The 12,503-nt window shown below is 38.0% G+C and carries 14 protein-coding genes; 8 read left to right on the top strand and 6 right to left on the bottom strand.

What is annotated here, in order from left to right:
- Positions 1 to 53: 53 nt before the first annotated feature.
- The gene (locus RST01_RS04330) at positions 54 to 407 is read right to left on the bottom strand and encodes a YugN family protein (RefSeq protein ID WP_066785125.1); all 354 of its coding nucleotides are present in this window, start codon (positions 405 to 407) and stop codon (positions 54 to 56) included.
- A 142-nt stretch (positions 408 to 549) separates the two neighbouring features.
- Here RST01_RS04330 and RST01_RS04325 point away from each other — a divergent pair, with 142 nt between their 5' ends.
- A complete protein-coding gene (locus RST01_RS04325) occupies positions 550 to 1,605 on the top strand; it encodes a CAP domain-containing protein (protein ID WP_147194303.1) in 1,056 nt (351 codons plus the stop codon).
- A gap of 18 nt (positions 1,606 to 1,623) precedes the next feature.
- Here the strand turns inward: RST01_RS04325 and RST01_RS04320 are convergent, their stop codons facing one another.
- Positions 1,624 to 2,361 carry an amino acid kinase family protein gene (locus tag RST01_RS04320; protein WP_147194300.1) on the bottom strand — a complete coding sequence of 246 codons (738 nt, stop codon included), beginning with the start codon at positions 2,359 to 2,361 and terminating at the stop codon, positions 1,624 to 1,626.
- 122 nt (positions 2,362 to 2,483) lie between these two features.
- Here RST01_RS04320 and RST01_RS04315 point away from each other — a divergent pair, with 122 nt between their 5' ends.
- Positions 2,484 to 3,941: a UDP-N-acetylmuramoyl-L-alanyl-D-glutamate--2,6-diaminopimelate ligase gene (locus RST01_RS04315; RefSeq protein WP_184117510.1), complete on the top strand. Its 1,458-nt coding sequence runs from the start codon at positions 2,484 to 2,486 to the stop codon at positions 3,939 to 3,941.
- Between the two features lie 150 nt (positions 3,942 to 4,091).
- On the top strand, positions 4,092 to 4,538 hold the full coding sequence (locus tag RST01_RS04310) for a YlbF/YmcA family competence regulator (RefSeq protein ID WP_066785135.1): 447 nt from the start codon (positions 4,092 to 4,094) through the stop codon (positions 4,536 to 4,538).
- A gap of 55 nt (positions 4,539 to 4,593) precedes the next feature.
- Here RST01_RS04310 and RST01_RS04305 read toward each other — a convergent pair whose 3' ends face one another.
- Entirely contained in the window at positions 4,594 to 5,493 is a 900-nt protein-coding gene (locus RST01_RS04305) for a glycerophosphodiester phosphodiesterase family protein (RefSeq protein ID WP_066785138.1), read from the bottom strand.
- Positions 5,494 to 5,808: 315 nt separating this feature from the next.
- Here RST01_RS04305 and RST01_RS04300 point away from each other — a divergent pair, with 315 nt between their 5' ends.
- Positions 5,809 to 6,081, top strand: a complete 273-nt coding sequence (locus RST01_RS04300; RefSeq protein WP_066785141.1) for a YlbG family protein — start codon at positions 5,809 to 5,811, stop codon at positions 6,079 to 6,081.
- Positions 6,082 to 6,171: 90 nt separating this feature from the next.
- Here RST01_RS04300 and RST01_RS04295 read toward each other — a convergent pair whose 3' ends face one another.
- Positions 6,172 to 6,561: a DUF7147 family protein gene (locus tag RST01_RS04295; RefSeq protein WP_066785143.1), complete on the bottom strand. Its 390-nt coding sequence runs from the start codon at positions 6,559 to 6,561 to the stop codon at positions 6,172 to 6,174.
- Positions 6,562 to 6,612: 51 nt separating this feature from the next.
- Between RST01_RS04295 and RST01_RS04290 the strand changes: the two genes are divergently transcribed.
- Genes RST01_RS04290 through coaD form a run of 3 tightly spaced genes read left to right on the top strand, consistent with a single transcriptional unit; the run spans position 6,613 to position 9,104 of the window.
- Entirely contained in the window at positions 6,613 to 8,025 is a 1,413-nt protein-coding gene (locus RST01_RS04290) for a hypothetical protein (protein WP_147194294.1), read from the top strand.
- Between the two features lie 25 nt (positions 8,026 to 8,050).
- Positions 8,051 to 8,626 carry a 16S rRNA (guanine(966)-N(2))-methyltransferase RsmD gene (gene rsmD / locus RST01_RS04285; protein WP_147194291.1) on the top strand — a complete coding sequence of 192 codons (576 nt, stop codon included), beginning with the start codon at positions 8,051 to 8,053 and terminating at the stop codon, positions 8,624 to 8,626.
- Entirely contained in the window at positions 8,616 to 9,104 is a 489-nt protein-coding gene (gene coaD, locus RST01_RS04280) for a pantetheine-phosphate adenylyltransferase (protein WP_147194288.1), read from the top strand. Before rsmD ends, coaD begins: the two co-directional genes overlap by 11 nt.
- Before the next feature lie 46 nt (positions 9,105 to 9,150).
- On the opposite strand, the gene RST01_RS04275 is transcribed toward coaD, so the two are convergent.
- The gene (locus tag RST01_RS04275; protein WP_147194285.1) at positions 9,151 to 9,891 is read right to left on the bottom strand and encodes a hypothetical protein; all 741 of its coding nucleotides are present in this window, start codon (positions 9,889 to 9,891) and stop codon (positions 9,151 to 9,153) included.
- Positions 9,892 to 10,145: 254 nt separating this feature from the next.
- On the opposite strand from RST01_RS04275, the gene RST01_RS04270 reads away from it, so the two are divergent.
- Positions 10,146 to 11,195, top strand: a complete 1,050-nt coding sequence (locus tag RST01_RS04270) for a SepM family pheromone-processing serine protease (protein WP_244946637.1) — start codon at positions 10,146 to 10,148, stop codon at positions 11,193 to 11,195.
- On the opposite strand, the gene RST01_RS04265 is transcribed toward RST01_RS04270, so the two are convergent.
- Positions 11,196 to 12,395 carry a nucleotidyltransferase gene (locus RST01_RS04265; protein WP_147194282.1) on the bottom strand — a complete coding sequence of 400 codons (1,200 nt, stop codon included), beginning with the start codon at positions 12,393 to 12,395 and terminating at the stop codon, positions 11,196 to 11,198.
- Positions 12,396 to 12,503: the final 108 nt, after the last annotated feature.

Genomic DNA, 12,503 nt, shown 5'->3' with positions numbered 1-12,503 from the left:
ACAAATAAAATAGACATATCAACTAGTGATATGTCTATAAAAGTATGAAAATATTAAAATTGCTCTAACTCATTTGCTAATGCTGCTAATTCTTGTTGACAAGTTTTCACAACTTGTGCAGGATAAATTTCATTGTCTCCATATTCTACGCCATGTGGGAAATAGTGCTTGCCTAGAACTGGTTTAGAAAGTGTGATAATAGAATCGTTAGATCCATTGTCACCTTCTTTTGAAATCCCAAACACGCGTAGATAATAAGTGCCTTCAGTGACTACGAATTTACGATCCCATGTGATACGTTCATAGTCCCAGCCTGTAGCACGGATTAATCCGTGTTTCTCCATTAAATCATCAAGTAAAGTAATATGTGCGCTTTTGTTTTCAAGTCCCGTATTTTCAAAATACATTGCAAAATCCTCCTTCGACTCTTTCGTACAATATAGGTTCCATTTTATAATAGAGCAAAATAACGTTTGTTGCAATGGCAACATTGTTAATCAGCCGAAGGTATAGGTATAATAAGTATAACAACAAATTGGAGAGGTTAACTTGAAAGTATTATGGAGAGTTTTAATTATATTAGCAGTACTACTAATTGTATTTTTTTACTTAAATCAACCAGTCAAAGAAAATGAGCCTTTAAAAGCACCAAATTCGAATGGAAAGGTAATTCCGCAAAATAAAGCACCCAGCAATCTAAATCAAAATACGGTTGAACGGCCAACCAGTGGTTTATCCACATTAGTCGGCCAATCAACCAAAGAGTTACAGAAGACACTAGGAGAACCAACACGCAAGAGTCCTTCTGGTTACGATTTTGATTGGTGGGTGTATCCGCTATCCGATGCGAATTATGTTTTAGCTGGCGTAGAGCATGGAAAAGTGAAGCAACTATATATTGCCGGTAAGGAAGCTGAGGCCCTGCCTTTTAAAATAGGCCAGGGAATTGATGAACTTTATCGCAATACAATCACAGATTCAGAAGTGACGGTAAAGATTAATGATAATATCTATACATTTGTATTAAACGAAGAGGATTTACAAACGCGCATTTTAGTCATGTATGAAGGTTTATATGTCCAATTATACTTCGACAAAATAGATAAATCGTTAGAGGCTGTTCGTTTTATTGATGGAGAAACATTAGTTAAACAACACCCATACGACATGACTTATATGGGAAATATGATAACACCTTCTGTTCCTTCCTCGTTTAAACAACAGGAAATAGATCGAGAAAATCAACTACAATTGTTTGAGTTGACGAATGTATATAGAAATCAAAAAGGTTTAGAGACATTATCATCGAAAGATGATTTAAACCAACTTGCAATGGAGCATAGCGAAAAGCTTGCTAAAAATAAAATTTCGCAAGAAGAACAAAAAAATGATGCGTTTAAAGATCGCTTGAAAAATGCCGACATTCAATTTGAATCTGCGGGCGAGAATGTGACAGAGGATTATTTAGATGCACCGGAAGCTGTCAATGGATTGCTAAATTCCGAAAAGCATCGTGATACATTATTAAATGAACAATTTAATGAGATAGGCACGGGTGTCTTTGATAAACATTTTACACAGGTATTTATTGAAAGGGTTCAGTAAACCAACTTACTGCATCTTTCAAACATTTGGATAAACTATTGTTCCACGTTCATTTGAAAATACGTTTCGTATATGCAGCGTGAGTTGGTGTTTTCTAGCCAATTCCGCTGCTTTTATTTGGACGATAGGATGTGTATTATTTAATAGCTTTAAAAATTCACTATAAGAAAGAGACTCAATCAGTTTTACATCTTTCTCTATGTGTGGATCTCCAGTCATAACCCCGGGTACATCCTTATAATATTCAACGATTGAGCTTGGCAAATGTGCTCCCAGAACAGCAGCTGTTAGATCACTACCTCCTCTGCCAAGTGTCGCAATTTCTCCTTGAAGGGTAGTTCCTTGAAAGCCGGGAACTACAATACAATCAAAATCTTTTAAGTCATATAAAAGATTTTCGCAGTTTATATCTATAATTTCAGCATCTCCAAAGTGCTCTGTTGTAGTAATGCCAAGTTTCGGCCCGTAAACTAGTAAATTGTCAATTCCGAATTCCTTTAATTCTGAGGAAAGGACGGCAGCAGCCATTAACTCCCCGCACGCCGCAACTAGATCCTTTGCCTTTGCAGTTTCTTGCAATGCCTCAGTAATATTCAGCAGCGTATCGGTAGCATAAGGGTCTCCTTTTCTGCCAATTGCCGATACAATTACTACTGTTTTTCCATGTTCTTGTATCGCCCTATTAATATGGTGGAGGCAATGCACACGCGATTCTTTCGATTGCATAGCAATTCCGCCAAATTTTTGAATAATCATTTTGTAACTCCTATCTCCTCGTGACATATTCAACATGTTTTTCATACGATAAAAGTAGTAGTGGGTGGTTATAGTAATGTATTCATTTCTTACTAAAAGGTGCAGGGGGAACATAGTTGATCTTGGCAGAGCTATTAAAAGAATGGCCTTGTGAATTGGAATGTGGATCCATTCGGACTGAGGTAAAAGGCATTACAGATCGAGCAAGTGATGTATTGCCAGGCGATGTGTTCGTTGCCCGTAAAGGGAAGAAGTATGATGGATGGGATTATATAGACCTTGCGATACAAAATGGGGCAGCAGCTATTATTCATAACAGATATGAGAGCAGTGTGGAATTTCCTTTACCCGTTATATGGGTCCCTAACTGTTCCACGTTTTTGTCCTATGCTAGCAAAAAGCTATACGGCCCATATGATGAAGAGCTGACAATTATTGCGGTTACCGGTACAAATGGAAAAACCACAGTGACCCATTTTATTGGCCAGCTGTTACAATCACTTGGCAATAAAGTGGCTGTTGTAGGAACTGTCGGTCTATTTATAAATGGAAAAAAGCAAACTGTTAGCCTTGAACCTTTAACTACTCCATTGGCAACAGAACTATATAGAATATTTGCTTATTGTGTAAGTCAAGGCGTGACCCATTTAGTTATGGAAGCTTCGTCGTTAGCTTTGTCGGAGCATAGATTAGATGACTGTAAAATCGATATCGGTGTGTATCTCAACGTAAGTCGCGACCATTATGAAGAACATGGTGGCGAAAAGTATTATTTAGCAGCTAAAAAGAGATTGTGCTTATTCTCGGAGCAAATTGTGGTGAATATAGATGATGATTTTTGCAATCAATTGCGAATGGAGCATCCTGTTGTTAAAAGTTTTGGCAAGGGAATTTTAGCTGACTGTAGCATCATACATGAAGAAACCACCAGTAAAGGAATGCGGTTATTAATACAGGACTACGATATCCCCGTAGATATTAACTTGCCGTTTAAAGGAGAATATTTACAATATAATGTTCTAGCAGCTGTTGCAACCATTTCGGAGTTGGGTTTTTCCTTACAAGAAATTGCGCCGCATACCGAACGACTGACATTGCCAAAAGGTAGGATGCAAGAATTAAATAATGACTTGGGGTATAGGATTTTTATTGATTACGCCCATACACCTAGCGCACTGAATGCGTTATTAGGCGCATTGCGAACACAGACTTCCGAAAGGTTAATTGTTGTATTTGGTTGCGGTGGTGACAGAGATAAAGGGAAAAGAGCAGAAATGGGAGCTGTTGCTGATCAATATGCTGATTTTATCATTCTAACTGATGACAATCCTCGTACTGAATCGTCTAGCATTATATTAAACAGTATTGCGCAAGGGATTGAGACGACAGACTATAGCATTCAACCAAATCGAAAGAAAGCTATACAACAAGCGCTAGCCATGTCAGGAAAGGGAGATCTAGTGATTATAGCAGGGAAGGGACATGAGGAAGGCCAAATAATAGGTTCTGATATACTACCTTTCTCTGATGAGCATGTAGTTAATGAATATCTGGAAAAGACTAAAAGTGCCAATGAATAACCTCCTGTTTACATGATAGAGAAGCTCTCCCTATACACTAAATAGAAGACCAGATGAACCACCTATACTAAATTCTACTGGATAGATTTGCAATCATATTAAACAAGTTGGGGAAAATCTGTTATCATAGGTGTATGGGGGGAAAAAACAATGATGATAACTTCCGATTGGGTAATGATTCTTGAAGAAGTAGAAGAATTGAATAAAATGATCCGTTCCTCCGAACAATTTGAAAATCTAAAAATGGCCCACCAAGCTGTCTATACAGACGCCGAGCTTGTGCGCCAAGTAGATGATTTCAACAGGATGAAGGATCAGTATGAGGATGTCCAACGATTTGGAAAATACCATCCGGATTACAAAATAATTATGAAGTCGATTCGCGTGAAAAAACGTGAACTTGACATAAACGATAAAATCTCTGCACTCCGTATAGCAGAAAATGAATACCAGGATCTGCTAGATGAGATTAGCTTGCTAGTTGGAAAAACGGTATCAGAAGCAGTAAAAGTATCTGTCAGCAATCCGTTTTTCGAAAAGTCATCTTGTTCAAGCGGAGGTTGTGGCTCTGGCGGTAGCTGCTCTTGTTCAGCATAATAAGGAGCCTGGTTATTTAAAAAGGATTCTACATCTTGTAGAATCCTTTTTTGTGTTATTTATTTATTGTTTTTAAAGCGATGTCGGGACGATCTGTTACTATTCCTCGAGCTCCGCTAGCGATTAACTCCTGCATAGCAGCAGCATTGTTGATTGTCCAATAATGGACAGGTATATTCAATTCATCTAAAAAATGAATAAAGTGTGCTGAATCAAGATTAATGATGCCATGTTTTACAGGAATTTGGAAGACATCTACCTTTGGATGATAGAGATGTCCAAATTGGCTAGTGAAAGAAGTGAAGGCTCTCCGTACTTCAGTTTGGCCAGCTCCTAATGCTACTTTGTTTTGAGCATACAGGTTGAAGCGGTCAATTTGCTCGTCATGGAAGCTCGTAACAACAACGCGGTCGGTGGCGTCTAGTTCTTCAAGCAAGCGCCATAGTTTTGAAGGCATTAGACCGCCTTCATATGTATCCGGCGCATCTTTCATATCAATATTAATATACATATGTGGAAACTCTGTCAATAGCTCACGCAACGTGACAATCGGTTCAAAGTCTTCCCGGTAAGACAAATAGCCGTCTAAATTTACGAAATGATACCCAAAATTAAATTTGCGCAATTCTTCTAATGTAAAAGAGGCAACTCGTCCAGATCCATTGCTGGTACGGTCAATCGTTTCATCATGTGTCACAACAATCTCTTCGTCCTTTGTAAGACGAATATCAATCTCAAAGCCGTCTACACCTAAATTGTTAGCATTGCGAAATGCAGCCATTGTATGTTCAGGAGCTAAATGTGATCCTCCACGATGTGCTAAGATAACAGGGCGATTATACTCCAATGCGTGTTTACTAGCTCGTTTTCCTGGTTTGGATAAAGCCTTAGAGCCTGCCCATGCTGCAGCACTTGCAGCAGCAATTGCAACCGCGACTTTTGTTTTCTTTCCCATTATAATCCTCCTATCTGAATTGCCGGTTAAGTAAATTACTTTACCCCTATTGCTTGCAAGTAATAGCCCGATTGGCCATTTCAGTTAATTATGCTTTTTTCTAGTTGAGACAGTCGGGTTCATACTGTTTATAGCCAAGGTAATAAGTCTTAATTATAGACAGTAGGAAGGGTTTAACACTCAGAGCGCTAAATAAAATATTCTGAGTGAAGTTTTCCTTTATTATAACGGATGCCTTCTAATCTGTCAGTATCCTTGGTTGCTTCCATTTTCAAAGATATGGTATTCTTTAAGGTAAGAAATGAGGGAATGCGTATGAAAGACCGACAAGGCTTAATCGTCTATGTACATCATTTAAAACAAGCGAAAACAATGCGTCGATACGGCCATGTTCATTATATTTCTAGAAGGCTTAAATATGTTGTTTTGTATTGCGACCAAGACGAAGTCGATAGCCTTATAATGAAACTAAAACGGCTCCCTTATGTGAAGGAAGTCCTGCCTTCTTATCGTCCTTTTGTTTCGACAGAATATGAAAATGCGAAACCAGATAAAGCAAAAGAATACGATTATAAAATAGGCCTATGATTGCTAGAATAAGTACAATTAGTGAAAAAAACTGTTTCTAAATAAACCTTTGTGTTCCTCTGACGATATAAAGAAAAGAAAGTAGAATGACTAGTGTAATGATGGGATATAGTGATAAAGACGCAATATGCCAATTAAGTATTGGTAGTAAAGATCTTTCTCAGCATAGATAGAAGAATGTTTTACATCTAATGTAATAAGTAGCTGATCTAAGCTATTTACTGTCTCCTTGAAGATTTCTAGACGCTTTGAAGGTTTTTCTGCTGAATATGGGATTCCTTCCCGGCAGATATATATCGGAGTAAATTTGCTTTCTCCGACAGGGTTAAATACGGCCGCAATAGAAGCTACCTTTTTTTCTCCTTCTGTTGCAGTGAATATAATAGTACGGCTGATGCGATGTTTATTTGTTTTCATTAATTCGCATAGCTCGTATACATCGCCGTAACCTTCTCCTAGCTCTATAAATTGTTGAATCATACTATACACTTCCTTTCTATCACATAGTATCACGATTTGGGGGATTCGCATATGAAATTAGCAGCTGGTTTATTTTCCATACTGCTATTTATAAATGGAATAATGTTGACTTTTCAATACCATGTTTATTCCAATCAATTAACGGAAGAAGATAAGACGTTTTATTACGATCAGGATATTGAAGTTGTCTATCATAAAAATAAATTTACTATTCGTCATCATTTAAATTCCTTACCGGAAAGCCAGGTGAGATTGAACTGGCCTGCTAAAAGCATTAAAAAAGAATGTGGGGATGAACAGACGGAGAAGTGCAACCGTTTAAATAAGACAAAGACCAGCCTAAATAAAGGTAAAACGAAGGAACAAACCTTTGTATATACGATTCCTGCACCAAGCGAGGGAAAATTGTCTGGTAGAGTGATCAAAAACATTTTCTTGTCATTAAATTTAGGAAAACCAGTACATACAACGATCCATATTACAGATAAAAAGCATTCTGGCGGACAGTGGATTACTGGATTGCCTGAAGTGAAGAGTAAAAATTTAAAGCTTATTCAATATAGTATGTTTAGTGGGAATGGACCTGTTACATCGCTATATTGGCAAAAGGCTAAAATGAAAGAGTTATTTACAAATGATCAAGTTACACTTTATGGCAATGGACATGCTTCTGACAACCTGGCACAAGCCCTCAAGGGGTTGGATATAGAGGGGTTCGAGCATGTGGCAATCATAGAAAGCAAGAAGTATAAAAAATCAGGGGATCGAATCCTCTTTACCTCTGAATTAAATAAAAAAACGCTGACGGAAAAATATATCTTATCGCAAATGAATCAAAAATATAACTTTGATATGCTTCCTAATTGGGGGCCGGCAGTTGTAGCTTCTTTCCTGACCGAACGTCGGGTAGGCTCTCCAAAAGCTTCTAAAATGGTCGCTACATTAAAAGATTATATGAATGAACAGCAGCTCAAAGACTGGAAGACAAGCTTAGAGGATCTACAGGGGAAAAAGATAACGGCTGGATTGCTTGATGATAAGCTGTCCTCATCACTAGAATTGAAAACATCCTTTTTCAAAATGAATGCACAAAATGGAAATAAGGTAGCGCCGCTCTTGTTTGAAGACAAACGGCCAATCTATTTAAATGGTTTGCAACAAAAAAATATGCAAGTTATATTAAAAGATGGACGTATCCTTTATTCGGTAAAACCACTATTAAATAAACTGGGCTATTCGACTAAAATAGGTGTACATGGTTTTTACGCACAGAGTAAGGAGCGCAATTTTAGGTTCCCTATGGATGAGCCGTTCTATGTATATAATGAACATCGCTATGATCTACTTTCACAGCCGATTGTAAAGTACGGCAGTGACTATTATATTGAAGAAGCTTGGCTTGTAAGGCTATTTATAGTGGATATTGAAAAATCGGAGAAACAAATAAATATTAAACGCCAGTAAACGGTGGTAAAAGGTTTGGTGCAAAGTGAGAATAATTTCAGGTGAGCGAAAAGGGATGGCTCTTAAAGCTGTTAATGGCATGACAACCCGTCCGACAACAGACAAAGTAAAAGAATCGTTATTTAACATTATTGGCCCTTATTTTAGTGGTGGTACTGTTTTGGATCTGTTTGCAGGAAGCGGAGGTCTAGGTCTTGAAGCTTTAAGCCGGGGAATGGAACACGGAATCTTTATTGAAAAGGACAGTCGCGCATTCCAAAATTTGAAAGAGAATATTTCTAAGTGCCGTTATGAAAATTGTACAGAAGTTTACCGGAATGACGCTTTGCGAGCAATAAAATTGCTCATTAAAAATAAAGTACAGGCAGATTTGATTTTTTTAGATCCTCCTTACAAAAAGCAGCAGTATTACAATATGGTTGAAGACATCGTTGCAAATCAAATGATACACGAGGATGGGACCATCGTGTGCGAACACGATAGGGAAGTCGATTTGCCGGCGGTATTTTTAGACTTTCACAAAGTACGAGAAGAGGAATATGGCAGTACTATCATTTCAATTTATCGTTTCGTAGAGGAAGAAGGGGATTATATTGGGTAAAATTGCTGTAGTACCAGGAAGCTTTGATCCAATCACAAATGGACATTTAGATATTGTTAAGCGTGCTGCGGATATTTTTGATATTGTGTATGTAGCGGTGATGAATAATTCAAGCAAAAATCCATTATTTAATGTTTATGAAAGAATGGATTTAATTAGGGAAGTCACAAAAGATATTCCCAATGTTCGGATTGATTCGTCCTCAGGCTTATTAATAGATTATGCAAAATCAGTCAAAGCAGATGCAATTGTACGTGGGCTTCGCGCCATTTCAGATTTTGAATATGAAATGCAAATTACTTCGATGAACCGTTTTTTGGATGAACATATTGAAACATTCTTTATCATGACCCAAAACAAATATTCCTTCTTAAGCTCAAGCATTGTAAAGGAAGTCAGCAAATATGGAGGCAATATCCATGAACTTGTCCCACCGATTGTTGAAGAAGCTTTAAAGGGAAAGTTTGAAGAAAGATAAAAGACAAGGCTACTGCCATTATGAATGGTGGAGGCCTTGTCTTTTCTTACATAAAAATAATCCAATATAAGAGCGGTACTACCAATGTTTGAAGTACACGTGCGGAAATATAAGGTTTCAACGATATTTTGGCTTCTCTTGCTAAAACAGCAACTTGCATATGGATGCTAAGTCCTTGCATTGTTAGTATCGTTATGACGATTAATGGAAGCCAGCTTGAATGGCCATAGAAATCTTCCGATGCTGCTAAACCAGATGTCATTTCAAGAATGCTATAAAGTGATAACATGACGCCCTTTGGCAAAGAATCAACAAAGTTTTCTAAAGTTTGTGTGAAAACATAGCTGAGGGTCGTGAAAAATATAACGGTCGCAGCAACGAGTAGAACCGTAGGCAAGCTACTCTTAATACTCTCAATTAAAGGATTGCCAGTATCTTTTGGTTTTGGCGGAAGGTTCGTAGGTGGAACCGTTTTTCGGAAAACAAGAATAAAAATGACTAGCATGATTATATTAACAAAATGGAACAGTCCAAGCATTTGCCATCCGCTTATGGGGTTTCTTAATATTTCCATGCCGACAAAACCGACGACAAAAAGAGGGCTTGGTGCATGGCAAATGGCTAATAGATAACGAGCCTCTTTTTGTGTCAGCTGTTGTTGCTGATATAAAAAGCCAGTCGTCGCCGCGCCTGTTGGGAAACCGCCTAAAGCACCCAAACAATATAATTGTACGTAAAAACGCCATTTAGATCCCTGTGGTATACTAGAAATATTCGTTAAACGCAAAAGCCATTGCGTCAAAATCAAATAAGGGAGTAGATAAGGGAATAAGTTATCTACAAAAATTTTTATCCCTAAATCAGCACCTTCATGGGCTAGTTCGGGTTGCAAGAGCAATAAAAAAATAAAAAGCCAGCATATTGCGATATTGCTGTAGTGTAGTAAGATTTACATCATCCAATCATGTAATATATTTTTTATAAAACTGCACAGAAGTTCTCGTCCTTTTATCAATTGGACATTATCTAGGAGGTTCCTCAATGAGTGTGAAAAAATTTTTGATTGTCATTGCATTAGCAGCAATCATCATAGTGGGATTTGTATATCCGCTGCCTTATTATATTATGCAGCCGGGAGGAGCATATGATTTAGATCAGTATGTAAAAGTAGACAATGCAGATCAAAAAGGCAAAGGGAAATTAAATATGATGACAGTATCTATGGCTGTTGCTACGCCTTTTACATATGCTGCTGCGTATGCAGACGATGAAAAGGATATTTTAAAAGAAGATGAGGTCAGAAGTCCAAACGAGAGTGATAAGGATTATAATAATCGTCAAATTAAACTTATGACAGATTCTCAGTTTAATGCAAAGTATATTGCGTTTAAAAAAACAGGATTAGATTATAAAATTGTCTATAATGGCGTCTATGTCTATTATGTTGTGAAGAACGGAGCGGCCGATGGGATATTAGAGACAGCGGATGAGGTAACTGGCATTGACCGTTTGAAAATTCATAAACATCAGCAGCTGGTTGATTACTTAACAACAAAGAAATCAGGCGATACTGTAACTATTAAGATCAAGCGTGATGGAAAGAACATGAAGAAAAAGGTGGTATTGAAGGCTATTCCAGGTACGAAAGGAAAAGTAGGTCTTGGTATCACATTTGCAGATAATACTTCTATCAAGACAGACCCTGAAGTGAAAATTCAAGCAGAGGATATTGGCGGGCCATCAGCTGGTTTAATGTTTACCCTCGAAATTATCGATCAATTGACAAAAGGCGATTTAACAAAGGGCTATAATATTGCAGGAACAGGTGAAATGCTAGCGACTGGCGATGTTGGTCGGATTGGCGGCATTGAGAAGAAGGTGATTGCTGCAGATGATGCAGGCGTTGAAATCTTCTTTGCGCCAAATGATACATTGCCAGAGGTTGTGAAGAAGAAATATCCCGATATTCTGCCAAATTATCAGGAAGCACTAAAACAAGCCAAAAAAATAGGTACGAAAATGAAAATCGTACCTGTAAAGAATGTGAATGATGCTCTTGATTACTTGGAAAAATTGCCGGAGAAAAAATGATTAAATACGAATGGGCGGGATGCGATAATCCAAGCCCATTTTATTTTTGCCAAGTCCAAGCATATATAGATCTGTTGCCTTTATATCTTGAAGTAGCATTGGTTCTTTGGAACTTGCGGCTCTGCTGATTAAAGGTAACGACATGCTTTTTTTTCGTTCGGATAAATATTTCTGACCGTTTTGGTTCATACCAAGGATACGGATATAACGAGGTGTGTCCATGCTTTTCAACTGCGACCATGTAAAATTCGTAAAAATATGTGTGAGCATTCGTTGAATTCTGGTCCATGTATAGCGTTTCGATTTAACTTTTTTCATAAAGCTTGTAAAATCCGTACATTCTTTTGCAGCTTCCAGCAGCAAAAATTCAATTCCTTCTGTCACTTCTGCGTATTCTTTTAGTTCCCCAGGTGTTAAACGTAATAATGTGAAGCGCAAATATGGCCAAAAGTACGTCCAGCTTGCAAATGGCTGGTTTCCCTGACTCCATTCACTCAAAAGATCAAATGAAGCAGAAGGCAAGAAGCCAGATACATGCTCAATAGCCTGTTGTTCATGAATCGCTTGTCGAATCCCCGTCGCACTTGCAATGGTGGTACCTTCTTGGACGGGATCATGGTAGCCTGCCTGCTTGCGAAGAATAGTAGTCGGTTTTAAAGCTGTTTGAAATTTCCGTGCAGCTTCTATGTAATGGTAGCCGAGTATGTTATTTGGTTGAGACAAATCCACAAACTGCGCATTACTATCAGGGATAAGTGTTTGATAGGCTTTATTTAGCGCAGAAGGATAGCTTAAGCCGCTTTTAACAAATTCCTGTATAAATTGTTGGAAAGACGCGTTCTGCTCTTCTAAAAGCGTATACGTGTTTAAAAAAGGATCTATGCTTCCTTGTTCGCTACCAAAACATAAGTAATCGCATTGCAGAGCATCGAGAAGCAGTACGCCACCCTTTGCAAAGTCACTTGCTTGGGCGGTAGCAAATGCATAAGGCAGTTCAATTACGAGATCAGCCCCATTTGCAATAGCCATCCTCGTTCTTGTCCATTTATCGACAAAAGCCGGTTCTCCGCGCTGCAAAAAATGGCCACTCATTACAGCAATGATAATATCTGCGTCTGTAAGTTCTCGCGATTGTTTGATATGATAGAGATGTCCGTTATGAAATGGGTTATATTCAACAATTACGCCAGTTGCAATCAAGTCTTCACCCCGTTTATACTTAGTACTATGATTATACGAGTAGTTTAGCCTAGTGACAAGAAAATATCTTGACATCTATAAATGAGCATTATATAATCAACTTTGTTG

It is taken from the genome of Rummeliibacillus stabekisii (assembly GCF_007988965.1).
GTDB classification, from domain to species: Bacteria; Bacillota; Bacilli; order Bacillales_A; family Planococcaceae; genus Rummeliibacillus; species Rummeliibacillus stabekisii.
The sequence above is the reverse complement of the archived record's forward strand: the minus strand, read 5'-3'. Positions and strand labels throughout refer to the sequence as shown.